The following is a 24,657-nucleotide window of genomic DNA, read 5'->3' as shown; positions in this document are numbered from 1 at the left end:
ATGTGCTCTAGTCGCCGCTGTCTGGCCTTACCGATCGTTCCATCTTTCGAAACGTGATCAACATGATAGCGGCGATGGCCGTTGCCATAATCGCGATGTGCCACAGTCCGAGGCCGCTTGCGAGACCGATAGCTGCAGCAAGCTACATGCCCGCACCCGTGGTAATGCCGGTAATCTGTCCTTTGCCAAAGATGATAAAGCCATTCGCAAGAAAAGCGACGCCGCTGATGATCGCTTCTACAAGACGCGAAGGCTCCACGCGGATGTTCTGATTGTCGAAAACCCGCACATTCGCCAGCTCAAGCGATACGATTGTGAACCTTGCAGATGAAAGACAGACCATCAGGTCGGTTTTCAACCCCGCCGGACGCTTTCGCCATTCTCTTTCAAAGACCGATAACCGCGCCAAGAAGAGTTGCGAGCGGCATTCTTGCCAATACGACTGGCAGGCTCAGCATATTATCGTCTGTGAATTCAGCCCAGAATTGATCCTTGCCCTTCAATAGAAATTCTCGGTTTTTGTTCCGGCGGCTTGAAACGCAATTAAAAGATTAATTGCCGGAAGCAGGCGGAACAGTTTCGGTGCTGGCTGGTGGCACCGAGCCTTCACTATTGGACGGCACTTCAGGTGCAATCGCGCTACCGAAAAGCTCAACAAGCAGCCAGACTACTCCAGCTGCAGCTATACTAACCAGCAAAATTACAAGAACGGGTTTACCCTCACGACCCTGTCGCGCTTCACGCGGGCTGACCTGTTTCATGAAACAACACCTCCCTTTCTGGACACTCTTACAATAGCCGAATGATTGGGTAGTGGTTTTGTTCCAAAGGGAAGAAAGTGGCCAAAATTGCCCGGCAATATCACGGGAATCCGTGAGAAACCAATATCCGGAATCACAAAATTTCAATGGCTTGCTGGAAGCTTCTTTTAAATTGCAGAAAGAGCCAACGTTCCGCTCAAATACAGCGACTTCGGCATTTCACCAACATGCTGCTCTGTTTCAGACACTGTTTACAGTATATGTAAGAAAATTAGATGGTACGGACGGGTGGATTCGAACCACCGACCTCAGGAGCCACAATCCTGCGCTCTAACCAACTGAGCTACGACCGCGTACCTAAATCTCAACGAACTCACTTCGGTGTCCGTCGACAGGGGGTCACATACGGAGAATCGAACCACATTGCAAGTGATTATAATGATCTTTTTTGAAGATTTCCCCGTTTGTTAGCTCGAAAGCCGCAATCGTTAAAATTCGACGCAATTCGGTTACCATGTTTTATGCATGGTTGTGCATAAATACGGATTATCCACCGACACATAAAATTGCCTTACCTGCATTAACTAATGGAACAGAAAGTAAGGTCCATATCGAATGCAAATATGGACCCCAACCCGCAAGAGGCTTATTAACAGGTCGTTAAGAGGTTTCTTGGGTGGACGGAAGAACAGGTAAAGGACCGGTATGTCAGGATCATACCCCTTCATCGATATTGCCGCGCTGGATCAAATCCGCGAAGGCTTTGCCAAGGGCGACGCGCAGCTCGTGCTGACGCGCGACTTATCGACAGTGCTTTGGGCAAATGGCGCTGGCGCAAACCTCTTTGGCCATGATCGTATCGAAGACCTGATCGGTCGCGCCCTTGATTTGCCAGTCGCGACGCGCCGACAGATTACAGCTTCCACCGATGAAACCGACATTGCACCCAGGATTGTCGCTGTTCGTCTGGGAGGAGGAATGCGGGCCGAACTGACCCGCCTAAGCATTTCGAAAATTGCCCTGCCCGATGGCATTGAGGCCTTGCTGATGTCTGCCGACCGGCAGGACGTTAAGCCCGGCGATATTATTTCCGGGCTCGCCGATGAAACAACGCATGTCGCGCTGATTGATGCACAGGCGAGAATTCTTGCTGCAAGCTCACGTTTTGCTGTGCTTGATATTTCCGCATCCACCATCGAAGATTTGATTGTCGAAGCTGAAGATGCCGATGATCATCTGGTCAAGCGGCGTATCCGTGCTGGAAAGCATTCAGTTCCGGGTGCGCTGGCGCGTCTTTCAGACACCCCTGCTTTACACCTGCTCTGCATTATCAGCGAAGCGACACAGCCGACTTTGCCCGCCGAAGCGCCTTTGGCTGAAAAAAATATCGTATCCACAGCGAAAGAAGCAGCGATCAAGGCCGAAGAGCTTCAGAAGCCCAAGGAGTTTGCTTTTGACCGTGACGGCGCACCAGCCCGCTTCATATGGAAGACGGATGCGGCCGGTTCATTTACCGAACTATCGCCAGAACTGGGCATTATTATCGGGCCTAATGCTGCCGATGTTATCGGTCGCCGCTTTGCGGAAGTTGCAAATGTATTTGGGTTCGACACGGACGGCGTTATCGCCGCTCTGCTGCAAAAGCGCGATACCTGGTCCGGTAAAAGGCTGCTTTGGCCGGTTGAGGGTACAAACCTCCGTGTGCCAGTAGAGCTTGCCGCCCTTCCGGTTTATTCGCGCGATCGCGAATTTATCGGTTTCCGCGGTTTCGGCCTTGTGAACCCACAGGATGCAGAAGCAGACCCTGAAACCATCGGCACTGTGCTGGCTGGCGGCGTTCCGCAGAAGCGGGTTCCAGAAGAACAACAGACCGCCCTGCCGCTCGACGGTGCGGACGATGATGTTTTGGCACTTTCAGAAGAAGTTGCGAATGACGATCATCCTTCAGAAGCCAAATATCAGCCACCTGTGGTTCTGACGCCTAATCCAGGCCGTCGGGAATCCGACAAGGTGCTTGAGCTTCTTAACGCTGCTGCCCGCGAAAAAGTCGCGGCGGATCACGAAAAAGAACACAAGACGAAGACTGACAAACGCCCTGAAGGCGGCCTGACAACCACCGAGCGCAATGCATTCCGCGAAATCGCTGATCGCTTGCGCAAGCAAGGTCTCGCAAACTCGCGTCAGGATCAGGACGCAGCAGATGAGAAGCCGGTTGCAGCCGAGCAGATAAAGCCTGCTGCAGAACGCGCATCACCTGTCGCGCTGGTTTCTGAACCTGCTCAAAAAAATCCCGCCGAACAGCCTGCCACAGAAGCCGCAACACCTGTTGTTTCTGAAGAAAAGGTGTTTGCTGACGAAACGGCTTTGCTTGCCAATCTGCCTGTGCCGGTGATTATTCAGTCTGGCGGCGATATCCATTATGTCAATCAGGCGCTGCTTGATTTGACGGGTTATGACGCGATTGAAGACATCCGTAAGGCTGGTGGCGTTGATGCGCTTTTCAACAGCGAAGCCGACGACAGCGAAAAGCGTCAGGGCATGGTGCTACGTCATGCCGACGGCCATGAAGAACCGGTCGATGCACATCTTAATGCTATTAACTGGCGTTCTGGCCGCGCATTGATGCTAAGCCTTATGCCTGCCGTAGTTGAAGCGACTGTCCCTGTTCAAAGTACATCAGAACCGGCCCCTGAGGATCGCTCTGAAAAGCAGGAACTGCAGGCCCATATCGAAGAGCTCAAGACCATTCTTGACACAGCAACCGATGGTGTTGTTCTGATTGATCCGGAGGGCCGCATTCGCTCGATGAACCATTCGGCCTCGGCGCTATTTGGCTATGATCAGGGCGATACGGAAGGTAAGTTCTTCTCCATGCTCTTTGCCATCGAAAGCCAGCGTGCAGCGATGGATTATCTGCATGGCCTTTCCGGCAATGGCGTTTTGAGTGTCCTCAATGACGGACGTGAGGTGATTGGTCGCGAAGCGCAGGGCGGCTTCATTCCACTCTTCATGACGATGGGAAAGCTGACCCATACGAACGGTTATTGTGCGGTTCTGCGCGACATCACACAGTGGAAGCGCACCGAAGAAGAACTAACCAATGCTCGCCGCGAAGCCGAGCGCGCATCCAGTCAAAAAACAGAATTCCTTGCGCGTATCAGCCATGAAATTCGCACGCCGCTCAATGCAATCATCGGCTTCTCTGAGCTGATGTCCGATGAAAAATTCGGCTCGATTGGCAACGAGCGTTATCGCGACTATCTGCGTGATATCAACCGTTCCGGCAACCATGTGCTGGCATTGGTTAACGATCTCCTTGATATTTCAAAGATTGAAGCCGGCGCACTCGACATGAAGTTCGAAGCGGTCTCACTCAATGAAGCGATCGCCGAAGCCATAGCGCTGATGCAGCCGCAGGCCAATCGCGACCGCGTCATTATCCGTTCCAGCTTTCAGTCGAACCTACCCGACATCGTCGCAGATGCACGCTCGATCAAGCAGATCGCGCTCAATCTACTATCAAATGCCGTGCGCTTCACCGCAACCAGCGGACAGGTTATCGTTTCGACGAATTATGAACTGAACGGCGATGTCGTAATGCGTGTACGCGACAATGGTGTCGGCATGAGCAAAGTCGAAATAGAACAGGCATTGAAGCCGTTCCGTCAGGTCAACACCATGCAGCGCCGTAAAGCTGAAAGTGCGAAGGACTGGCGCGACGAAGGCACGGGTCTGGGACTTCCGCTGACCAAGGCGATGGTGGAGGCAAACCGCGCGCAATTTTCAATCGACTCCACACCCGGCCAGGGAACTGTGGTGGAAATCGTTTTCCCACCTACACGCGTTCTCGCAGAATAGGCGATGCATATCCCACATTTTTTCAAAAAGCCTTTGCCGGGTGTCAAAAAAGATGCGTGAAAAAGCCAAAACATTGGACATTCTCTAAGTGAATTATACCTGTGATGTCTAAAGACCCTCCACCTGGAGAGCTTTTCATTTGCAGAAAAAAAGCGCCGGCAAGAACCAGCGCGATAATTTTCAGAGAGACAAAGACACGAAAGCAAGTGAGACAAGCACAAGTGCGGCTCGATCATTACTCAGTGTTACTTTCTTTATCGCGCCGGGGTCGTTAATGCGGCGTTAAAAATTGAGCTCAGAATTTAGAGATTGTAAACTCCAGTAAAATCGCGGTTAATTTCCGGGAAACAATTGTTTAACCATAGTGTGGAATGAGCAAAGGCGACTTTGCTTTGCCACGGTGCTGAGCTAGTTTAGATTACGGAATGTGTTTCTCTGATAGGATGGTTGATGCGCTGGCCGAAGTTTCTGCGCCTTATTATTGCGCTCGTTATACTGGGCGCGGCGGCGGTCGCTACACTTCTGGCGGTCATACCTTTCATCGTCTCAACCGATGCGATCCGCATTCGTGTAGCACAAGAAATCAGTGCATGGACCGGTTATAGCGTTGAACTGCGCGAAGCACCACGCTTGCGGGTATTTCCGGTTTTGCGGGCCTCGCTAGATGGCGTAACGCTTAGCAAACTGTCCGATCAGGGCGCCAAGCCGTTCATGAGTGCCAACCGTATTGAAATTGAGCTTTCGCCCCTTGATGCCATCATGGGAAGGGTATCATTCTCTGAAACGCAGATAGTCAGGCCCCATTTCAATATTGGCGGCCCCGTCGATAATGTTTCTGAATTGCTGGATGCGATAGCAAGTTCGAATGGTCGATTAGGCACTGCAATACGCGCGCAACGCGCACTGCAACAACAAAATGGCGCTAACGACAAGACGCTTGCCACGCAGCAGGCTTCTCAACCCTTCGGCCGCGTTGTGGTTCGAGACGGAACAATCGCGTTCAGCCACCCAGACACGGACGAAGAACCAAAAGAAGACCAGCAGATCACCAAAGTAAATGCCACTCTCGAATGGCCACGTACATCAGGCACTGCTACCTTTCGCGGCAGCGCACTATGGCGCGGAGAGAACACTCAGTTCAGCCTGACGGCAGCACAGGCTCTTCCATTGCTCGCGGGTGGCACCTCTAACATAACCGCCAGCTTCACCTCCAGCCCAGTCAACATCACATTTGAAGGCAAAGCCAATATCTCCAACGATCGCTTCTTTGAAGGCACGTTAAGCGCCAAGACGCCTTCATTGAGCAATTCGCTGCGATGGCTTGCCTTGCCACCGGTCGCCGGTAGCACGGAAATCGGTGCCTTCTCGCTCGACTCCACCATGACCTCAACACCGCGTCGATTGAAATTTGCGGATGTCGAGATGACGACGGACGAAAGCCCGGCCAAGGGTGTGATAGAGATTGGATTTGAGCAGGATACACCTGCCGTCACCGGAACGCTCGCGTTTGAGAAGTTGAACCTGCGCCGCCTGTTTTCGATCTTTGTACCACTGCCTGAAAGCCAGGCTCGCTCGCCGAACGAACGCGATCAGAATGAACGCGACACAATTGATACAAGCTTCATCAACAGATCCGAGCTTGATTTGCGGCTGTCAGCGCAGACGGCAACTGCTGGGCCGGTGTCCATGACGGGTGTGGCCGCGGCAGTTCAGATCAGAGGCGGTCGTGCGATGTTCGATATCGGCGACGCTAAAGCCTTCAATGGCATTCTGCAGGCTAATCTCCAAATCGTCCGCGACCTGAAGACCGCGAGCGGGGAGTTGCGCTTTAATGCGTCAGACATCGATAGCTCGCAGCTTTTTGCTGCGCTCGGTTTTGACAAGCCTTTTATCAATGGAAAAGGCAATGTGTCTTTGTTTATGAAGGGGCCAGCCAATCGTTGGTCCGGCCTATTGAACAATGCACAAGGCAATGTTTCGGTGCAGCTAAATAATGGCCAGATGCAGGGCTTTTCGGTTCAGGATTTTCTGACCAAGGCACAAAGTCAGGGCTTCTTTGCCCTTGAACGACAGGACAATGTCTCACTCGCGTTCAATCGCCTAGACATGAAAGCAAACCTCTCGGATGGCGTGGCATCGCTGGAAAACTCTACATTAGTAACGGCGGAAGGTACGCTCAGTCTCGCTGGAATCGTGCCATTCGTCGACCGCAGTCTGGCGCTCAGTGGCGAAGTAATCTTCCCAACCAGCCAGCCCCAACAACAGCAGAATGACAACAGTCAGCAGGCTCAAGACACGCAAGAGACGGTAGAGAAACCGCCATTACATTTCTTCGTCGGCGGCTCTTGGGATCGACCATTTATCTCCCCATCAACGACAGGAAACAGCACGGGGCAGTAAACCTGCCCCGTCGCGGTTTTCTGGAGCATTTCCCGTAGAAATTGGATCACTGGAAAAGGCTCAACCAGTTAGTTCCAACGCGCATCCCGTTTCGAAATCCATTTCCCGTATTTGGCGAGCGCTCTAGATGATTATCCGATGCGGAATGCCGCCTGCTCATCACGGCGGCGCTGCACTTCCCTGCGCTTGTTGACGACTGATGCAATGATAACACCCGTCGTCACCAAGGCGATCAGAATGGTACAAACCGCATTGATTTCCGGCGTCACTCCAAGCCGCACCTGAGAGTAAATCTTCATTGGAAGGGTAGTCGCTCCGGGGCCCGACGTGAAGCTTGCAATCACTAGATCATCGAGCGAAAGGGTAAATGCTAGCATCCAGCCGGAAACCACTGCGGGCAGGATCACCGGCAGCGTAATTTTCAAAAAGGTGGTAACAGGCGGCGCACCAAGATCCATTGCTGCTTCTTCCAGCGAACGGTCAAAAGTCACCAGACGCGACTGCACAACGACTGCCACAAAACACATCGAAAAAGTGATGTGTGCTAGCGTTACCGTCCAGAACCCACGGTCAAAGTTCATCGCCACGAACAAAAGCAGCAGCGAAAGGCCGGTGATGACATCAGGCATAACCAACGGGGCATAAACCATACCCGAAAACAGAATGCGCCCGCGAAACCGCGTGTAGCGGGTCAAAGCCAGGGCTGCCAGCGTGCCGAGCACGGTAGCAATCGTCGCCGACAGAAGTCCGACACGGATCGTCACCCATGCCGCATCCATCAGAGCTTGGTTGCGGAACAGTTCCACATACCATTTGGTAGAGAAACCTGCCCACACAGTGACGAGGCGAGATTCGTTAAAAGAATAAATGACCAGCAGGACAATCGGCAGGTAGAGAAAGGCAAAGCCGAGCGCGACTGAGACAATGTTAAAGCGGGACCAATTGTTCTGCATCTTATTTCCCCTTCTCCTGCTGACGCGCCTGCGCCTGCTGGAAAATCACAATCGGCACAATAAGCAAGAGCAGCAGAACAACTGCCACCGCCGAGGAAACCGGCCAGTCGCGATTGGAGAAAAACTCACTCCAGATTGTTTTACCGATCATCAGCGTCTGAGATCCACCAAGAAGATCAGGGATCACGAACTCACCAACAGCCGGAATAAACACAAGGAAACAACCCGCCACGACGCCTGCAAGCGATAGTGGGAAGGTGACCTTCCAGAATGCCGAAAATGGCGTACAGCCCAAATCCTGCGCCGCTTCGATCAGCGAATAGTCCATCTTTTCAAGTGACGAATAGATCGGCAAAATCATGAACGGTAGATAAGAATAAACGATGCCAATGAAGACAGCAGTATCCGTGTTCAGAATATTAAGTGGCGTATCAATGACATTGAGCCACATCAGAAACTGGTTCAGCAAACCTTCTGGCTTGAGAATGCCGATCCACGCATAAACGCGAATAAGGAACGACGTCCAGAATGGCAAAATGACCAGCATCAACAATGTCGGGCGAAGGCTTTGCGGCGCGCGCGCCATGCCATAGGCCATCGGATAAGCGACCAGCAATGTCAGGAATGTCGAGATTGCCGCAATCCGCACGCTGGAGAGATACGCCATATAATAAAGCGGATCATCCATAAGCCAGAGATAGTTATCAAAGGAGAGCTGCTTCACGCGCTCCCATGCAAGACTCAAACCCTGCGTCAGATCAATGACCGGCTGATAAGGCGGAATCGCCATCGTGACTTCTGACAACGAAATCTTGAAGACGATGAAAAACGGTACCAGAAAGAAGATCAGCAGCCAGAGGTACGGTACTGCGATCACAAGGCGACTGGTTATGGAAGCGATCAGCTTTTGCATTTGCCTCCCCCTCCTCAGGCTGTCAGCACCAAACCGGCATCGGTATCAAACGAAACCCACACCCGCTCATCATAAGTCAAAGGATTCTCCGTCTTGCGAACGGCGTTCAGACTTGCAGCTTTGATGGTACGTCCATTTTCGAGGCGGACGTGGAATACTGTCATATCGCCAAAATAGGCGATATCCCAAAGCTCACCCTCAACCGCGTTGACTGATGTTTCCTCCGGCTTTTCGCGGGTGATGCGTGTCTTTTCAGGACGCACGGCATACCAGACCTTCTGGCCCGGGCTCAGCTGCTCACGGGTCTCGGTTTGAATGTGGAAGCCGAATTTCTCGGTGGCTATTTCAGCCTCACCGTTAGCAGCCTTTACCACCTCGCCCTCGATGATGTTCACATTCCCGATGAAGTCGGCCACAAACTTCGAGCCCGGCGCTTCATAGACTTCTGCAGGGGTCGCCACCTGCATGATGCGCCCTTTGTCCATGACAGCGATACGGTCAGACATAGTCATCGCCTCTTCCTGATCGTGGGTAACGACCATAAAAGTAAGACCAAGCTTGACCTGCAGATCCATCAATTCGAACTGTGTTTCTTCGCGCAGCTTTTTGTCGAGCGCACCAAGCGGCTCATCAAGAAGCAGCACCTTCGGGCGCTTTGCAACGGCGCGGGCCAGCGCAACACGCTGGCGCTGACCGCCTGAAAGCTGGTGCGGCTTGCGCTTGCCATATTGCTCAAGTTTCACGAGTTTAAGCATTTCAGCAACGCGGGCATCTATTTCAGATTTCGCCATGCCGTCCTGCTTGAGACCGAAAGCAATGTTGTTTTCAACCGTCATATGCGGGAACAGCGCATAGGACTGGAACATCATGTTTACCGGGCGCTTATAGGGAGGAATGCCGCGCATATCCTGACCATCAAGGGTGATACGACCAGATGTCGGTTCTTCAAAACCAGCCAACATGCGCATCAGCGTGGTCTTGCCGCAACCGGACGCCCCTAGCAGCGCGAAGAACTCTCGATTGAAAACATTCAGCGACAGATTATCAACAGCAGTAAAATCGCCGAAAATCTTGGTCACATTTTCAAAAGAAATATAAGGCTTCGCCGCCGGATCATTCCAGGGTGCGAATTTGCGGCGAAAGCTGCCAAAAGATTCCATTCCGTTCCCCTATCGACTTATCAGGAACCTGACATTCACAGGCAGAGCCTGCCATTGATCTACTACAAGACGTAGAGCGGCCCAGCTGTATGAACAGTGAGCCGCTCTCAATTTCAACGGGTAAACCCGCGTCGGCTAATAATAGCCGTCATATTATCCGACTGTTACTGGCCTGTGACGATCTTGGTCCAGGCGCGTGTAACAACACGCTGCACCTTGGTGTCATAAGGTGTCGGTACGAAGAGCTTCTTCAGAACTTCATCGCTTGGATAGATAGCCGGATCATCAAGAATTTCCTTGTCGATAAATTCCTGCGATGCCTTGTTGCCGTTTGCATAGAACACGAAGTTCGACGCCTTGGCTGCAACTTCCGGACGCATGATATAGTTCATGAATTCGAGCGCTTCAGGCACATTCTTCGCATCTGCCGGGATCGCCATCTGGTCGAACCACATCAGCGCGCCTTCCTTCGGGATCGAGTAACCGATCTCTACGCCTTGTTTTGCCTTTTCTGCACGATCGCGCGCCTGGAAGATGTCGCCCGAGTAGCCAACGGCCATGCAGATATCGCCGTTAGCCAGCGCATTGATATATTCCGACGAATGGAACTTGCGGATATTTGGACGAATCTTGAGATAAAGTTCCTGCGCCTTTTCGAGATCTTCCGGCGATGGGGAATTTGGATCAAGTCCGAGATAGTTCAGAGCCGGGCGCAGCATTTCGCTGGCTGAATCGAGTAGGTAAATGCCACAGCCTTTAAGCTTCGCCGATTTTTCCGGATCGAAAAGCACGTCCCACGAGTCAATCGTGTCGGTGCCGAGCGCTTCCTTGATCTTGGCGTTGTTATAGCCAATGCCGGTCGTGCCCCACATGTAGTTGATAGAATATTCGTTGCCCGGATCGTATGTCGCCGCACGGGTCGAAATTTCGTCCCACATGTTCTTGAGGTTCGGGAGCTTGTCTTTGTCCAATTTCAAGAACACGCCTGCTGGGATCTGACGGCCAAGGAATTCGCCCGATGGCACCACGAGATCGTAGCCGCTGCCGCCTGCAAGAAGCTTGGTTTCAAGAATTTCGTTGGAATCGTAAACGTCGTAAACGACCTTGATGCCGGTTTCCTTGGTGAAATCCTTGAGGATCGAATCGTCGATGTAATCCGACCAGTTATAGATATTGACAACCCGCTCCTGCGCGCTTGCGGGAAATACGGCGGCGCTTACAAGGCCAGAAACCATTGTAGTCGCCAGAAGAAAGGATTTCATCCTCATCGCGTGCTCCATTCTGCACCCTGATTCCAGGTACAGCTCAAGGGTGGGTAAACTGTTTCAACTTCATAGTTTTTTAGATTGTGCAGCATTCGTCAACCGGGTGATGACAAGACGAACACAAAAATTGCGATGCGAGCGCAAAGAACCAATGAGATTTTGGCTATGACGCGGCGAAAATAGTGAGGTTCGAGAACCGGAGCGGAGTGTACTTTTGGGTACATGAGCACCGGGAGCGCAGAACCACGCCATTTGCAGACCGTCAAAGCCAAAATCTTCCGGCCCTATTGAAAGTCGAAAGCTGACAATCCCGCCACCATTTCATCAAGTCCCAATGGACGGGTAAGCGGCGGCTCGGCCCGTGTGATGCAGCCCTGTCGCTCACAAAGCCGACAGGCTGGACCAATTTCCGTGCGCGGAGAACTATTCGCACCATAAATCGTCTCTGCCCCTGCATCGAGCGAGCAGCCGAGAAGAATGGCGGTGCGCCGCGGACGCTCATTGAAAGCGCCTTGCGGTCCTTCAAGTGTTCGCGCAACTGTCAGAAAAGCGGACCCATCGGGCAATTCGGCTGGTTCCACCAACACCTGCCCCGCTTGTGTGAAGGCCGCATAGACCGGCAGCTTGGGACATTGCCCACCAAACCGGAGGGGAAACCCTTCGGCACCAGCCATGCGCAAGCGATTGCCCGCGTGGTCGATTTCCATCAAGAAGAACGGCAAAGCAGAGTTACCCTGGCGTTGAAGCGTTGTGAGCCGGTTCGCCGCCTGCTGAAACGACACACCAAAGCGCGAGCGCAACACGTCAACATCATAGCGCGTCCGCACAGCCGCATCGCGAAACTGGCGATAGGGCATCATCAAAGCCTGCGCCGCATAACGCGCCAGCTCAAAACGCGCGATGCGCTTTGCTTCACTGGACGAGAGTTTCAGCGCTTCCGTTTCGCCGCCGATTATCACCTGCATACGGATAAGCGCCGCCTCCATCGCGATTTCCTGCAACTGATCAAAGGGCGACAATCGCTCCGATATAAACAGTCGCTGCGAATGCCGATCATAACGCCTGCGCCAATTCGGCATGGTCGCGACGGGCAGCGTGCGCACAGTAATGCCATGCTCGCGCCGCAGCCACTCTTTCAACGCGCCCGATAGGTCCCCATCGGCTTTCAGCAGGCCATAGAAACTTTCCGCCTCTTCTTCGATACGCGAATAATGATTGGGCCGACGCCCCATGACATCACGGACCTCATCGAGCGGCAACCGCGTGGCGGAAAGCTGCGCATCGCTGCCTTCGTGCGATAGCAACTGCGAGAGATCGGAAAGGCGCTGCTGCTGCTCACGGTAGGCGCGATAAAGCTTGACGATCCCGGTGGCCGCATTGGGTGCTGCCTCGCCAATTTCCACCAGCTCCTGATCGCCAGGCAATTCTCCCGTCAACAGCGGATCGGAAAACACTTCCTTTAGGCCCGCAACCGTCGTGCCGCTTTCTGCCTGCAGGCTATCGAGATCGAGCTTGTAAACGCTGGCAAGCTTTAACAAGAGCTGCACCGTCAGCGGACGCTGATTGCGCTCAATGAGATTGAGATAGGACGGTGAAATACCAAGCGCTTCGGCCATGGATGTCTGCGTCAGACCGCGCTCGTTGCGGATGCGCCTGATGCGTGGACCGGCAAAAATCTTGCGTTCGCTCATCAGGTCCTCCCAAACCAGCAATGATGAGTTTTACAACTCGTGACAAAATAGCTTCAAATTTTACGTTTGACAATATTTACAACTTTACAGATTAGCTCAGTCAATTTTCAGACAGCATTACCTCAATTATTTGGCCTTTCTGCTGCTTTTTCTGGCCGCTCAAGCAGCGGGATTGTAAATCTAGTCACAGAAAGAGCGGCGATAATCTGCTCTTCAAAAACCTGATCTAAGTGTGAGGAGACACCGAAATGACAGATTTTTACAGCCTCATCCCTTCGGCACCCAAGGGCCGCTTTGACGGTATCCAGCGTACGCATAAAGCCGAAGACGTGAAAAGGCTGCGCGGTTCGGTGGAGATCAAGTATTCACTGGCCGAGATGGGTGCAAACCGTCTGTGGAAGCTCATCCAAGAGGAAGATTTCGTCAACGCACTTGGCGCGCTTTCCGGCAATCAGGCAATGCAAATGGTTCGCGCCGGATTGAAGGCGATCTACCTTTCCGGTTGGCAGGTTGCAGCGGATGCAAACACGGCCTCAGCCATGTATCCCGATCAGTCGCTTTACCCGGCTAATGCCGCACCTGAACTCGCCAAGCGCATCAATAAGACGTTACAGCGTGCCGACCAGATTGAAACAGCAGAAGGAAAAGGCCTGTCGGTCGATACGTGGTTTGCGCCAATTGTTGCCGATGCGGAAGCAGGCTTCGGTGGACCGCTGAATGCTTTCGAGATCATGAAGGCCTTCATCGAAGCGGGTGCTGCCGGTGTACATTATGAAGACCAACTGGCGTCTGAAAAGAAGTGCGGCCATCTGGGCGGCAAAGTTCTGATCCCGTCTGCGGCCCATATCCGTAACCTCAACGCAGCACGCCTGGCTGCTGACGTTATGGGAACTTCCACGTTGGTTATCGCCCGCACGGATGCGGAAGCTGCCAAGCTTTTGACCTCGGACATTGACGAACGCGACCAGCCTTTCGTTGACTATAATGCGGGCCGCACTGCAGAAGGCTTTTATCAGGTGAAGAACGGCATCGAGCCGTGTATCGCCCGTGCGATCGCCTATGCGCCCTATTGCGATCTGATCTGGATGGAAACGTCCAAGCCCGATCTCGAACAGGCTCGTCGCTTCGCGGAAGCCGTGCACAAGGCACATCCGGGCAAGAAGCTCGCTTATAATTGCTCGCCGTCGTTCAACTGGAAAAAGAATCTCGACGACGCAACGATTGCCAAGTTCCAGCGCGAGCTGGGTGCAATGGGCTACAAGTTCCAGTTCATCACGCTGGCCGGTTTCCACCAGCTCAACTTCGGCATGTTCGAACTGGCACGCGGCTACAAGGACCGTCAGATGGCAGCCTATTCTGAGCTGCAACAAGCGGAGTTTGCAGCCGAAGCCAATGGCTACACCGCAACCAAACACCAGCGCGAAGTCGGCACCGGCTATTTCGATGCCGTATCGCTCGCAATCACCGGCGGCCAGTCTTCGACCACCGCCATGAAGGAATCCACCGAAACAGCACAGTTCCGTCCAGCTGCTGAGTGACGCCCAATTCTTGAGAGGAGAATAACAATGGCTTCGATTGCACGCGTTAAGGAAAGAGCAGAAGAGCAATCAACCTCGATGAGCACCGATCAGCAAAGCGCGATCCGTATGCTTGCCAATGATCTGCACCGCCTCAATCAGTCGGTTATGAATGCAGTCGAGGCCGGTGTTTCCGTTGAGCTGGTTCGCTCCGCTCGACATCATGGTGGCGAAGGCAACTGGGGGGATCTGCTGATCCCAGTTATCGTTACCCGAAACCCATGATGACGCTCACAACAATTGCCTTCGCCGCCATGCATTTAAATTTGTGTGCCTACGGCAACACGGGAATGGCGAAGGCAACTGGAGGGATCTGCTGATCCCGGTTATCGTTACCCAAAACCCATCATGACGCTCACGGCAATAGCCTTTGCCGCACTATTACTTGCTTGGGAGAACCTGCGACGACGAAAAGTGACAAGCATAAGTGTCGCATACTGATCGTTTCATCCATAAAACGTCAATTATACCTTGATATACCAGTTCATCCATGCTGGACTACCCGCACTGACCTCCCCGGCTGGCCTCGCCAGTCGGGTTCTTTTTTTACATCAGCAAGTAATCTTGCGGCTGTGGCAGGTCCGGCAAACTGGTTTCACCCAATGCTTCACGCAGATTGATCTCGATCGTATCAGCAATCGCGCCGATCGGGAGATCATTGGGTAACGTGCCAAAGGGCTCTTCCAGTTCATCACCCAGCGCATCAAGACCGAAGAAGGTGTAAGCGACCAGCGTAGTCGCGAACGGCGTCCCCCAGCCGAGCATATCGACAAAACCAAAAGGAATGAAAAAGCAGAACAAATATGCCGTGCGGTGCAACAACAAGGTGTAGCCGAACGGCACTGGTGTAAAGCGCAGACGCTCGCAAGCCGCCTGCACTTCGGCAAAGCCTCTCACCGTTTCATCGAGTGTCTGGAAATCGATCGCATCAATGCGCCCTTCAACGCGCAGTTCTGCAAGTACTTCGCCGATTTTGCGCAGAATGAAATCCGGCCCGTTGCGGCTTGCGGTAATGGCTATTTGCTCCTCAGAGCTAAGCCATCTGTGGGCTTTTGCTTGCCCATCATCTGGCCGAAGATGCGGCACCAGTGACTGCGTGAACGCAATCACATAATGAAGTAGCTTCGTCCGCGAGCCCTCGCCCGGCAATTGGTCCAGCAAAATGGTCTGACGCGCGAAACTTCGTGTCAGATGCACAAGTTTGCCCCAGACTTTGCGCGCTTCCCACCAGCGGTCGTAGCAGGCATTGTTGCGGAATCCCAAGAAGATCGAAAGCGCTATGCCAAGCAGAGCGAAGGCTGTGCCATTATTGAAAGCCGGAACCCAGCCCGGAAAAGCGCGGTGCGCCCAGACCACCACGAGCGACAGGACGAAAACCGCAAAGATTTGTGGCAATATCCGCGTGATGATTGAGCCTTTGAGGATGAAGAATAATTTCCACAAGGGCGGGCGCGGACGAACGATCATTTCAATGCATATCCCAGAATGTTACGGACGGTGTTTATAGTCTTTGCGCTTCTTCGCCAAGCACCGCAAGTTCTGCCCTAAATCAAATCGTGATGCGTTCTAGACAATTGCCATCAATAGGCGAGCCACTTAAAACTATCGCCGGATACAATCAGGAGCCGCCATGTCCATTCAATCGCTCGTCGACACAATTGCACATCGGGTCAATATCGATCAGCCACTTGCCGAAAAGCTAACCGGATCAGTTTTTTCCGTGTTGCAACACACCACACCGGAAATCGGACAGAAAGTCTTTGAACTTTTACCGGATGCGAAGCTTCTGGCAGAAAACCACGATGTGCTCGCTGCGGGAAGCAGCGGTATTGTTGGTGTTTTTTCAGGGCTGATGGGCACTATTGCCGGAGAAAAGATGAGCGCTTTGCTCAAAGGAGCCGCCAACCTCCGCACAAGCGGCCTGTCAAACGAGCAGATCACCGATGCCGGAAATCAAGTGTTCCTTTATATCCGTGAACGCGATCCAAATCTGGTGGACCAACTGATTGTTGCGGCCCCATCCATTAAAGAGCATTTTAGACTTTGAACCGATAGCGCGCCATCGAAAGAAATCCCAATGACGCGCTAATCAGATTATTTAAGTGTCTTCTCCAGTATCGACCACTGCTCGTCACGCGTCACCGGCCCCATACCGGCATTGTGGGCCAGCATGTTTCGGTTCAGGCGTACAAATACGACCTTTTCATCGCCTTTCTCGGCCCATCCGACATACCAGCCGAATTGACGTCGCCGATCCGGCTTGCCCTTGGGCCCGGTTTCAAACGCCGAGCCTGTTTTACCATGGGCAGTCCAGCCGTTCGACAGCTTATGGCTAGGCAGAATATCCATGGCTTTGGTCATTGCAGCTTCCGAGAACGGAAGCTTTTTATTGACCATCTTCATGAGAAAATCCGCCTGCTCATTGGGCGATATCGTCAGCGACGAAGAAATCCATGAGCGCAACATACCGTTATTCTTGCCCGGATCGCCACTCAGATCGCGATTGCCGTAGTTGAGGCGATCTGTGTATACCTGAAACTTATCTTTCCCCAGCTTCCGTGTCAGCTCCTGAGAGAACCAGACTACCGACTGCTCTTCCCAATAGCTCGGATCGACAGATTGTTTCCAGGATTCACGCCACGCAGGATAGCCCTCCTTATAAGGCCAGACCGGGTTGTGACTGTCCTTTAATATGCCGCTTTCGAACCCCATCAGCGCCAATGGCACTTTGAACGTTGATGCTGGACTGTTGCGCTTGTCGCAAATCTCGCCCTCTTTGGCGATAACCTCGCCGCTGTTCGCATTGAGCATGATCATGCAGGTGAGTTTTTGACTTGCAGCCGTGGCCTGCCCTTGCAGGACGAGCATTGCAAACAATGAACCGCCTGCCATTGCCAAAGCCGCCTTGATCGTTCTTAGCATATAGAAAATCTCCCCAAAAATGCATTATGGAATTCTTTTCTCAAACATGGCGCGAACATTACGCAAAAGTGGCAATCCACATCTTTGCCTTGCTGAGAATCTAGCTGCCTACGCTCTGGCAACCGATGATACTGACGAAGGGTTGCGGTCACCAAACAGGACTAACCTCCACCGCAAAATGCACTGCAATATTTAATGCCATTGTTGCTCAAAGGTCATTTGTCATTGTCGTGTGTCCCCGCTATCATACAGACATACGAAATCATTTTTTGGTGTTGGATGTCTGCTGATACGACGGAAAAGAAGGTTACGCGTGCGCCGCGTCGCCGTACGCCTGCTTATGTCAAATCTCTTCGAGGTGTGAAAAACTGGAAGCAAGCCACAGAATGGCTGGCATGGCGAGACATTGAAGACATCGAATGCATCACCCCCGATCAAGCGGGCGTTGCCCGCGGAAAGATGATGCCGTCGAAAAAGTTCACATCGAACACTTCGCTGGCGCTTCCATCGGCGGTGTTTATGACGACAATTTCGGGCGATTATCCTGAAGACGGCCATGGCTTCCAATATCCCGAAGACGACGGCGACCTGAGACTCTTACCAGACCTTTCCACGCTCTCCGCCGTGCCATGGGAATCTGATGCCACGGCGCAGGTCATCTGCGATCTGGTTTATCAGGATGGACGTGCGGTTGAATTCACCCCGCGCAACGTTCTGCGCTCGGTGGTTTCTGCTTATAACAAGCGCGGCCTCAAGCCTGTGGTGGCACCGGAAATCGAGTTTTATCTGGTCCGTAAGAACCCCGACCCGGACTACCCGCTCACACCTCCGGTCGGTCGGTCCGGCCGCGCGATCGGTGGCGGTCAGGGCTATTCAATTGCTGGTGTCAACGAGTTCGACGAACTGATCGATGACATCTATCATTTCTCTGAAGGCCAAGGCCTTGAGATCGATACGCTGATCCACGAAGAAGGTGCAGCCCAGCTTGAAATAAACCTGCGCCATGGTGATCCGGTTGAACTGGCCGATCAGGTATTTTTGTTCAAACGTACAATCCGTGAAGCAGCGCTCAAGCATGATATGTATGCAACCTTCATGGCCAAACCTATCCAGGGCCAACCAGGATCGGCGATGCATATTCATCAGTCGATTGTTGACAAAAAGACCGGACGCAACATTTTCTCCAATGAAGACGGAAGCGAAAGCGAAGCCTTCCGCCATTTCATCGGCGGCATGCAGCGCCATGTGCCAAACGCGCTTGTAATGTTCGCACCCTATGTAAACTCTTATCGTCGCCTGACTCCGTCTGCATCGGCTCCTGTCAACGTGAAATGGGGCTACGACAACCGTACGACTGCGTTCCGCGTACCGCGTTCTGAGCCAGGTGGTCGGCGTGTTGAAAACCGCATTCCATCGTCCGATGCAAACCCCTATCTGGCGCTTGCTGCTTCGCTTGCTTGTGGACTGATTGGCTTGGTGAACAAGATTGAAGCGGATCAGCCAGCTTCAACCAGCGTCAACACCAAGGAAATCGACCTGCCCCGCGGCCTGATCGACGCGGTAGAACTGTTTGAAAACGATCAGGAATTACGAAATCTGTTTGGCAATTCATTCGTCACCACTTATGCGGCGATCAAGCGTGCCGAATTTGAAACCTTCATGGAAGTCATCAGCCCGTGGGAACGTGAGTTCCTGCTGCTCAACGTCTGACCGGTTCCGCATGCATAATCAACGGCCCTATCAAAGCCCTATCTCTCCCGGCTTCTCGTGGTATGAAGTGAGCGTTCCAGAGCGCCCGCAATATGAAGAGCTCGACGGTGCCCGTCAGGCGGATGTCGTGATTATCGGCGGCGGTTATACCGGTCTTTCAGCGGCTTATCATCTGGCTAAGCAGGGAGCGGATGTTGTGCTAGTCGAAGCAGCACGCTTCGGTGATGGTGCATCCGGACGCAATGGCGGTCAATTCGGTACAGGGCAGCGCATCTGGGCCGAAGATCTTGAAAAGCAATATGGTTTTGAGCGTGCCAAAGCCCTGTTTGACGTTGCGGAAGAAGCCAAGACTTACTTGCTTGGCTTTTCCCGCGAGCACAATATCGACATGGAATATATGCCCGGCCAGATTTCGGCCGTGCATAAGGTGCGCTATCTCAAGAACTATCAGGACCATGTGGAACTGATGGCTACGCGCTTCAATTACCCACACATCCGTTATGTCGAACGCGCCGAAATGGCCGCGCTTCTTGGTTCAAACCGCTATCACGGCGGCCTCTATGACGCCGGTACGGGGCATATTCACCCGCTTAAATTGGTGATTGGGCTCGCGAAAGCGGCACAAGCCGCCGGTGCGCACCTGTTTGAGAACACCAAAGCCACGAAGATAACGACAGCAAGCGGTGGCGTTGAAGTTCAAACCTCGCACGGCACGATTTCGGCAAAGAATGCCTTTCTTGCGGTCAATGCTCATGGTGGCGATCTGGAACCGACAAGTGCTGCGCATGTCATGCCGATCCGTTCCTTCATAGGCGCAACAGCGCCCTTGGCTGCTGATAGCCCAGTCATTCCCGGTGGGGAGTCGATTGACGATTCGCGCTTTGTCGTTCGCTATTTCCGCAAATCCAAAGATGGCCGCCTACTGTTTGGTGGTCGTGAAGCCTATACGGCAGACAATCCGCGCGACATCAGCGAACATATCCGCCGACAGATCGCGGAGATCTATCCCGCACTCGACAAGGTTGAAATCACGCAAGCCTGGGGCGGCTCCGTTGGCATAACCATGCCGCGTCAGCCATTTGTACGCGAAGTGATGCCGGGTGTCATTTCCGCAGGCGGCTATTCCGGTCACGGGGTCATGCTCGCCAATTACATGGGCAAGCTCTATGCGGAAGCCCTTTCCGGCAAGCGCGACAAGCTCAAGCTCTTTGAAGAGCTGCGCATTCCATCGTTTCCGGGTGGCCGCACGTTCCGCGCACCCCTGCTCTTTCTCGCGCTCTCGTGGTATGCGCTGATGGATCGGATTTAAAAAGCAGGCGACACGTCAGAGAGCGCATCGCCTGCAAGTTTAATGCCCTGTTACTCTAAGTGACGCGTCTTCAGGCACCATGACTTCGTGAACTAAGCAACGGACCTCCCACAATTGAAATTGATTTTTGGACCGATGCTGAAGCCAATTTCTGATATGTTTCTTCCACGATATCGCGTATGGGCAGCACGCCGCTCATACACAGCAGAGCACGAATGTGTTCCCGTGCGCCTTCATATCCCATGATCGGCGCGAACGGCGTCATGGTTACACTCGGTTGACCAGCATAAAGCTGCTGATACTCAGCGAAATTCGTAAAGCTCAGATAGTTTTCACCTTGCATGAGATAAGTTTCAACCGCCACACCTTCAGCAAACACCACCTCGTGGCTATCGAGCACAATGTTGTAATAGTCGATGGCATCATCCTCTGAAATGCGCGCGATCGAATGCGCGTTGACCAAATCTTTTACGCGGATAAGAACACCATCGATAAACAGCGCATGATTTGGGGAAAGCATAAGATCCCGCCGGGGGAGTTCACCGCCCAGCGCATGACGCTTGATGCGGATCGGCATGATGTTCTCATTCCACTGCGCGCCGGAGCTCACTAGACATTGCCATCCAATCCATCGGACCGGCAACGCTTCACCACGTACCGTTTTAACCAGATCGCCAATCTCCAGTGTTTCTACCGGGACAGGTCCTTTGGCGGTATCGATGAGTGTGCCTCGGAGAAAGCAATTGGTGCCAGAGCCGCCGCCATGCTCCCACCATTTCGTGCCCAAAGCACGTGCGGGTAGTGACGACAGCGACGAAGCTAATGCGCCCAGAGCCGCAGCTTTGGCGGCCATTCCTGCGGCGGCGCCTAAAAAGTGCCGTCGCGCGCGATTGCGAGGCGAGTGTGGGTAATTATCTGATGGCATGGATCCCTCCGCTCTTCGAATGACAGGCATCGGGCTAAATCAGCTTGGATTTTTGTAAAGCACGATGCGTCAAATCAAAAATCTGAAGCTTCAAATCCGTGTTACGCGGATGGTCTGCTTCTGTTGCTTCGCCCCAAGATTACGAATCTGATCATAGCCGATGACCCCACCGAAAATATTCCAGCAATCCGGGCTAAAGCCTCCACGAATAGGCGTAGACTCTACCGCGAAAGAGGGCTGTTTCGACGGAGTTTGGGCAATTTGAAAACTCGGAAATGTTGATTGAGATTAAGTGGCCATCTGTTTCATCGATTCCGGAAACGCCAGATGTTTGGAACCACTTCATATATTGGGTCATTAAAGAGGTCTGAACTACTTCTATTGACGATACTTGCATTTGCTGCGGCAAATCTTGGCTTTGCGCAGCTTTAAAACTGATTGAGCCCCGAATGAGGAGGACTTGATGCAAAATCAGATCGACAATGCGGGCGAAGGAAAAACAGAACTGAAACGGGTGATGGGGCCCGGTCTTCTTTTACTTTTCATCATTGGCGACGTGTTGGGTACAGGCATCTATGCTTTGACAGGTGAAGTAGCGTCAGAAGTCGGTGGCGTTGTGTGGCTCCCCTTTCTCATCGCATTCGTGGTCGCGCTGCTAACGGCCTGCAGCTATCTTGAGCTTGTCACCAAGTATCCGCGCGCGGCTGGTGCAGCGCTCTATACGCACAAGGCCTTCGGCGTTCACTTCATCACCTTCCTTGTTGCCTTCGCGGTCATGTCTTCGGGCATTACCTCCGCATCCACGGCGTCACGTGCTTTTGCTGCAAACTTCGAGGCATCCTTGGGTTTGGGTTTCGGTGAATGGGGCATACCGCTCATTGCAGTCGGCTTTATTGCACTGATTGCCGCAGTCAATTTACGCGGCGTTGGCGAGAGCGTAAAAATGAACGTGGTTCTCACCGTTGTCGAGGTTACAGGCCTGCTCATCATTATAGGCATCGGCCTATGGGCAATCGCTGGCGGCCAAGGCGATGTATCACGTGCCTGGACTTTCGAGACGCCTGAAGGCAGCGGCTTTTTCTGGCCTGTCATCGCTGCAACTACCCTCGCCTTCTTCGCGATGGTCGGTTTTGAAGATTCGGTCAACATGGCTGAGGAATGCAAAGAACCAAGCCGCCTTTTCCCAAAAGTGCTCCTCACAGGCCTGGCCATTACCGGCATTGTCTATGTGCTCGTTTCCATTTCGGCCATTACATTGGTTTCCGCCGCCGAGCTTGGTGAGGGCGACACCCCACTTCTCAAGGTCATTCAGGCTGGTGCACCCGGTTTCCCGATCGGCGTCTTTGCTCTTATAACCATGTTTGCCGTTGCCAACTCCGCATTGATCAACATGATGATGGCAAGTCGCCTTATTTACGGTATGGCGCGTGAAGGCGTGGTGCCAGAAGTGTTGGGCAAGGTGCATAAGGGTCGCCGTACGCCGCATATTGCGATTATCTTCACTTCGCTGCTGGCGATTGGCCTCATTCTGTTTGCGGGTGGCGTTCCAGCGCTCGGAGGAACGACTGCATTGTTGCTTCTGTGCGTGTTCGCCGTGGTCAATGTCGCAGTGCTGGTTTTGCGCAACGACCATGTCGATCACAAGCATTTCCGCACGCCTACGATTTTGCCGATACTGGGTGCAATCAGCTGCTCATTCCTTGCCGGTCCCTGGACCGGACGCGATGCGGAACAATATGCTATTGCCGCTGTGCTCCTCGGCATTGGCGTGGTGCTGTGGTTTGCGACGGTTCGCTATATGCGCGCCGCCAACCAGCCTGCATAACACCAAAACTCTATGTGGATGCCTCATGGAGTTCTGGTTAGCCCGAGTAGCGTTCGAACTTTCTCAAGGCGTGATGCGTCAGCATCTTTAGCCGCCTTGGTATAAGACACAGCTTTCAGACCTTCAGCTTTGATCCATTTGCCTGCATCCAGCAGGCAAGTGAATCAAGCGTATCACGCAGGGTTTTGCCTAACTGCGTCACCTCATATTCCACTCTTGGCGGCATTTCCGGATAAACGACGCGGGTAATCAACCCGCGCGTTTCAAACAACCGGAGCTGCCGCGTCAGTTCTTTCTGGGTAATGGGCGCGACAGCGCGCTGCAATTCACCAAAACGGATAGGACCATCCGTGACGATCAGCCGATACAGGATCGGTATCGCCCATTTTCCAGCAATCAGATTGACGAAATCAACCATGGGGCACCGACTGTCGGTGGACACCTCACTCGATATGTCACCCATGGACGTGATCTCCAGATTAGAAAATTATTCCTTTAGTACCAAATTGGTGCCTACTATACATTGGATACTAATGGACACAATGTCCTTTCTCCCGGAAGCGAAAATGCTTCGGCTGCAGAAAGGTGAATTATGGGTCGTCTCGAAGGAAAATATACGCTTATCACAGGCGGTACGAGCGGTATCGGGCTTGAAACAGCCAGACAGTTCGCCCTTGAAGGGGCGACCGTGGCCATTACAGGCCGGAAGGCGGAGGGTTTGGAAGCGGCTGCTCGCGAGCTGCCTGACAGTGTTCTAAAAATCCAAAGTGATTCAGGAGATGTTGCGGCGCAGGAGCAGCTTGCACAGACGCTTGCAGAACAATGGCCGCGCCTGGATGCCCTTTACATAAATGCGGGCGACGTCACCCATAGCCCGCTGCAGGACTTTTCCGAAGAGGCCTATGACCGCCTGATGGCGATCAATCTGAAAGGGCCATTCTTTCTCATCAAAGCGTTGCTACCGCTTTTTGCCAATCCCTCATCCGTCATCCTGTGCGGATCGGCCAGCGCACATATCGGCTTACCGCAAAGCAGTGTCTATGCTGCCAGCAAGGCGGGGATTCTTTCGCTCGCACGGACACTTTCCGGCGAGCTTGTCGATCGCGGCATTCGTGTAAATGGTCTGAGCCCCGGCCCGACTGAAACGCCGGCTTTTGGCAAGCTGGGACTTGCTGCCGATGAAGAAGAAGCCTTGCGTGCGGATATACGCAAGCTCGTGCCAATTGGACGGATGGGCAAGCCCGTCGAGCTTGCGAAAGCTGCGGTGTTTCTTGCCTCCGATGAATCGACCTTCGTTGTCGGTTCGGAAATTCAGGTCGACGGCGGTGTGAGCAACCTTTGAACGATTGAACGCCGGGCGCATTCAAGTGATTGACAATGCGTCCCGG

At 53.1% G+C, this 24,657-nt stretch carries 20 protein-coding genes and 1 tRNA gene; 9 read left to right on the top strand and 12 right to left on the bottom strand.

What is annotated here, in order from left to right; genetic code table 11:
- Positions 1–142: 142 nt before the first annotated feature.
- The 3 genes from QSJ70_RS04280 to QSJ70_RS04270 all read right to left on the bottom strand — a co-directional run bounded on the left by QSJ70_RS04280 (position 143) and on the right by QSJ70_RS04270 (position 1,114).
- Complete coding sequence (locus QSJ70_RS04280) at positions 143–409, bottom strand: MgtC/SapB family protein (RefSeq protein ID WP_285534956.1); 267 nt, start codon at positions 407–409, stop codon at positions 143–145.
- 142 nt (positions 410–551) lie between these two features.
- Positions 552–761, bottom strand: a complete 210-nt coding sequence (locus QSJ70_RS04275; protein WP_215776916.1) for a hypothetical protein — start codon at positions 759–761, stop codon at positions 552–554.
- Positions 762–1,037: 276 nt separating this feature from the next.
- Positions 1,038–1,114 (bottom strand) — tRNA-His (locus QSJ70_RS04270).
- 352 nt (positions 1,115–1,466) lie between these two features.
- Between QSJ70_RS04270 and pdhS the strand changes: the two genes are divergently transcribed.
- Together pdhS and QSJ70_RS04260 are read left to right on the top strand one after the other, a co-directional pair.
- The gene (pdhS, locus tag QSJ70_RS04265; protein WP_285534953.1) at positions 1,467–4,619 is read left to right on the top strand and encodes a cell-division control histidine kinase PdhS; all 3,153 of its coding nucleotides are present in this window, start codon (positions 1,467–1,469) and stop codon (positions 4,617–4,619) included.
- Between the two features lie 450 nt (positions 4,620–5,069).
- On the top strand, positions 5,070–7,019 hold the full coding sequence (locus tag QSJ70_RS04260; RefSeq protein ID WP_285534951.1) for an AsmA family protein: 1,950 nt from the start codon (positions 5,070–5,072) through the stop codon (positions 7,017–7,019).
- 131 nt (positions 7,020–7,150) lie between these two features.
- Here the strand turns inward: QSJ70_RS04260 and QSJ70_RS04255 are convergent, their stop codons facing one another.
- The 5 genes from QSJ70_RS04255 to QSJ70_RS04235 form a co-directional block, all read right to left on the bottom strand.
- Positions 7,151–7,972 carry an ABC transporter permease gene (locus QSJ70_RS04255; RefSeq protein WP_215776921.1) on the bottom strand — a complete coding sequence of 274 codons (822 nt, stop codon included), beginning with the start codon at positions 7,970–7,972 and terminating at the stop codon, positions 7,151–7,153.
- Between the two features lies 1 nt (position 7,973).
- Positions 7,974–8,885 (bottom strand): ABC transporter permease subunit, encoded by a 912-nt coding sequence (locus tag QSJ70_RS04250; protein WP_285534950.1) that lies wholly within the window; start codon positions 8,883–8,885, stop codon positions 7,974–7,976.
- 14 nt (positions 8,886–8,899) lie between these two features.
- A complete protein-coding gene (locus tag QSJ70_RS04245; protein WP_285534949.1) occupies positions 8,900–10,045 on the bottom strand; it encodes an ABC transporter ATP-binding protein in 1,146 nt (381 codons plus the stop codon).
- Positions 10,046–10,209: 164 nt separating this feature from the next.
- Entirely contained in the window at positions 10,210–11,313 is a 1,104-nt protein-coding gene (locus tag QSJ70_RS04240; RefSeq protein WP_285534948.1) for a polyamine ABC transporter substrate-binding protein, read from the bottom strand.
- A 281-nt stretch (positions 11,314–11,594) separates the two neighbouring features.
- On the bottom strand, positions 11,595–13,001 hold the full coding sequence (locus QSJ70_RS04235; RefSeq protein WP_215776927.1) for a helix-turn-helix domain-containing protein: 1,407 nt from the start codon (positions 12,999–13,001) through the stop codon (positions 11,595–11,597).
- A 248-nt stretch (positions 13,002–13,249) separates the two neighbouring features.
- Here QSJ70_RS04235 and aceA point away from each other — a divergent pair, with 248 nt between their 5' ends.
- Positions 13,250–14,539, top strand: a complete 1,290-nt coding sequence (gene aceA / locus QSJ70_RS04230; RefSeq protein WP_215776928.1) for an isocitrate lyase — start codon at positions 13,250–13,252, stop codon at positions 14,537–14,539.
- A 27-nt stretch (positions 14,540–14,566) separates the two neighbouring features.
- Entirely contained in the window at positions 14,567–14,803 is a 237-nt protein-coding gene (locus QSJ70_RS04225; RefSeq protein ID WP_007879671.1) for an SMc00767 family acetate metabolism repressor, read from the top strand.
- A 321-nt stretch (positions 14,804–15,124) separates the two neighbouring features.
- Here QSJ70_RS04225 and QSJ70_RS04220 read toward each other — a convergent pair whose 3' ends face one another.
- Entirely contained in the window at positions 15,125–16,045 is a 921-nt protein-coding gene (locus QSJ70_RS04220; protein ID WP_285534946.1) for a bestrophin family protein, read from the bottom strand.
- A 163-nt stretch (positions 16,046–16,208) separates the two neighbouring features.
- Here QSJ70_RS04220 and QSJ70_RS04215 point away from each other — a divergent pair, with 163 nt between their 5' ends.
- Entirely contained in the window at positions 16,209–16,625 is a 417-nt protein-coding gene (locus tag QSJ70_RS04215) for a DUF2267 domain-containing protein (protein ID WP_215776932.1), read from the top strand.
- A gap of 47 nt (positions 16,626–16,672) precedes the next feature.
- Here the strand turns inward: QSJ70_RS04215 and blaOXA are convergent, their stop codons facing one another.
- On the bottom strand, positions 16,673–17,500 hold the full coding sequence (gene blaOXA / locus QSJ70_RS04210; protein WP_215776933.1) for an OXA-919 family class D beta-lactamase: 828 nt from the start codon (positions 17,498–17,500) through the stop codon (positions 16,673–16,675).
- 279 nt (positions 17,501–17,779) lie between these two features.
- Between blaOXA and QSJ70_RS04205 the strand changes: the two genes are divergently transcribed.
- Positions 17,780–19,210, top strand: a complete 1,431-nt coding sequence (locus QSJ70_RS04205; RefSeq protein WP_215776935.1) for a glutamine synthetase family protein — start codon at positions 17,780–17,782, stop codon at positions 19,208–19,210.
- A 10-nt stretch (positions 19,211–19,220) separates the two neighbouring features.
- A complete protein-coding gene (locus tag QSJ70_RS04200; RefSeq protein ID WP_285534944.1) occupies positions 19,221–20,519 on the top strand; it encodes an NAD(P)/FAD-dependent oxidoreductase in 1,299 nt (432 codons plus the stop codon).
- 70 nt (positions 20,520–20,589) lie between these two features.
- On the opposite strand, the gene QSJ70_RS04195 is transcribed toward QSJ70_RS04200, so the two are convergent.
- The gene (locus QSJ70_RS04195) at positions 20,590–21,444 is read right to left on the bottom strand and encodes a Hint domain-containing protein (protein ID WP_285534943.1); all 855 of its coding nucleotides are present in this window, start codon (positions 21,442–21,444) and stop codon (positions 20,590–20,592) included.
- A 463-nt stretch (positions 21,445–21,907) separates the two neighbouring features.
- On the opposite strand from QSJ70_RS04195, the gene QSJ70_RS04190 reads away from it, so the two are divergent.
- Complete coding sequence (locus QSJ70_RS04190; protein WP_285534942.1) at positions 21,908–23,269, top strand: APC family permease; 1,362 nt, start codon at positions 21,908–21,910, stop codon at positions 23,267–23,269.
- A 115-nt stretch (positions 23,270–23,384) separates the two neighbouring features.
- Here QSJ70_RS04190 and QSJ70_RS04185 read toward each other — a convergent pair whose 3' ends face one another.
- On the bottom strand, positions 23,385–23,732 hold the full coding sequence (locus QSJ70_RS04185; RefSeq protein ID WP_285534941.1) for a winged helix-turn-helix transcriptional regulator: 348 nt from the start codon (positions 23,730–23,732) through the stop codon (positions 23,385–23,387).
- Between the two features lie 129 nt (positions 23,733–23,861).
- Between QSJ70_RS04185 and QSJ70_RS04180 the strand changes: the two genes are divergently transcribed.
- A complete protein-coding gene (locus QSJ70_RS04180; RefSeq protein ID WP_285534940.1) occupies positions 23,862–24,611 on the top strand; it encodes an SDR family oxidoreductase in 750 nt (249 codons plus the stop codon).
- Positions 24,612–24,657: the final 46 nt, after the last annotated feature.

The sequence above is a fragment of the Brucella sp. NBRC 12950 genome (assembly GCF_030268145.1).
In the GTDB taxonomy this organism is placed as follows: domain Bacteria; phylum Pseudomonadota; class Alphaproteobacteria; order Rhizobiales; family Rhizobiaceae; genus Brucella.
The sequence above is the reverse complement of the archived record's forward strand: the minus strand, read 5'-3'. Positions and strand labels throughout refer to the sequence as shown.

What these genes read in the sequence shown, in the direction of transcription:
- aceA (WP_215776928.1), top strand. Translation starts at nt 13,250, where the DNA reads ATGACAGATTTTTACAGCCTCATCCCTTCGGCACCCAAGGGCCGCTTT.
- QSJ70_RS04215 (WP_215776932.1), top strand. Translation starts at nt 16,209, where the DNA reads ATGTCCATTCAATCGCTCGTCGACACAATTGCACATCGGGTCAATATC.
- QSJ70_RS04190 (WP_285534942.1), top strand. Translation starts at nt 21,908, where the DNA reads ATGCAAAATCAGATCGACAATGCGGGCGAAGGAAAAACAGAACTGAAA.
- QSJ70_RS04220 (WP_285534946.1), bottom strand. Translation starts at nt 16,045, where the DNA reads ATGATCGTTCGTCCGCGCCCGCCCTTGTGGAAATTATTCTTCATCCTC.
- QSJ70_RS04200 (WP_285534944.1), top strand. Translation starts at nt 19,221, where the DNA reads ATGCATAATCAACGGCCCTATCAAAGCCCTATCTCTCCCGGCTTCTCG.
- pdhS (WP_285534953.1), top strand. Translation starts at nt 1,467, where the DNA reads ATGTCAGGATCATACCCCTTCATCGATATTGCCGCGCTGGATCAAATC.
- QSJ70_RS04235 (WP_215776927.1), bottom strand. Translation starts at nt 13,001, where the DNA reads ATGAGCGAACGCAAGATTTTTGCCGGTCCACGCATCAGGCGCATCCGC.
- QSJ70_RS04250 (WP_285534950.1), bottom strand. Translation starts at nt 8,885, where the DNA reads ATGCAAAAGCTGATCGCTTCCATAACCAGTCGCCTTGTGATCGCAGTA.
- QSJ70_RS04260 (WP_285534951.1), top strand. Translation starts at nt 5,070, where the DNA reads ATGCGCTGGCCGAAGTTTCTGCGCCTTATTATTGCGCTCGTTATACTG.
- QSJ70_RS04240 (WP_285534948.1), bottom strand. Translation starts at nt 11,313, where the DNA reads ATGAGGATGAAATCCTTTCTTCTGGCGACTACAATGGTTTCTGGCCTT.
- QSJ70_RS04195 (WP_285534943.1), bottom strand. Translation starts at nt 21,444, where the DNA reads ATGCCATCAGATAATTACCCACACTCGCCTCGCAATCGCGCGCGACGG.
- QSJ70_RS04185 (WP_285534941.1), bottom strand. Translation starts at nt 23,732, where the DNA reads ATGGGTGACATATCGAGTGAGGTGTCCACCGACAGTCGGTGCCCCATG.
- QSJ70_RS04255 (WP_215776921.1), bottom strand. Translation starts at nt 7,972, where the DNA reads ATGCAGAACAATTGGTCCCGCTTTAACATTGTCTCAGTCGCGCTCGGC.
- QSJ70_RS04205 (WP_215776935.1), top strand. Translation starts at nt 17,780, where the DNA reads ATGTCTGCTGATACGACGGAAAAGAAGGTTACGCGTGCGCCGCGTCGC.
- QSJ70_RS04275 (WP_215776916.1), bottom strand. Translation starts at nt 761, where the DNA reads ATGAAACAGGTCAGCCCGCGTGAAGCGCGACAGGGTCGTGAGGGTAAA.
- QSJ70_RS04180 (WP_285534940.1), top strand. Translation starts at nt 23,862, where the DNA reads ATGGGTCGTCTCGAAGGAAAATATACGCTTATCACAGGCGGTACGAGC.
- QSJ70_RS04245 (WP_285534949.1), bottom strand. Translation starts at nt 10,045, where the DNA reads ATGGAATCTTTTGGCAGCTTTCGCCGCAAATTCGCACCCTGGAATGAT.
- blaOXA (WP_215776933.1), bottom strand. Translation starts at nt 17,500, where the DNA reads ATGCTAAGAACGATCAAGGCGGCTTTGGCAATGGCAGGCGGTTCATTG.
- QSJ70_RS04225 (WP_007879671.1), top strand. Translation starts at nt 14,567, where the DNA reads ATGGCTTCGATTGCACGCGTTAAGGAAAGAGCAGAAGAGCAATCAACC.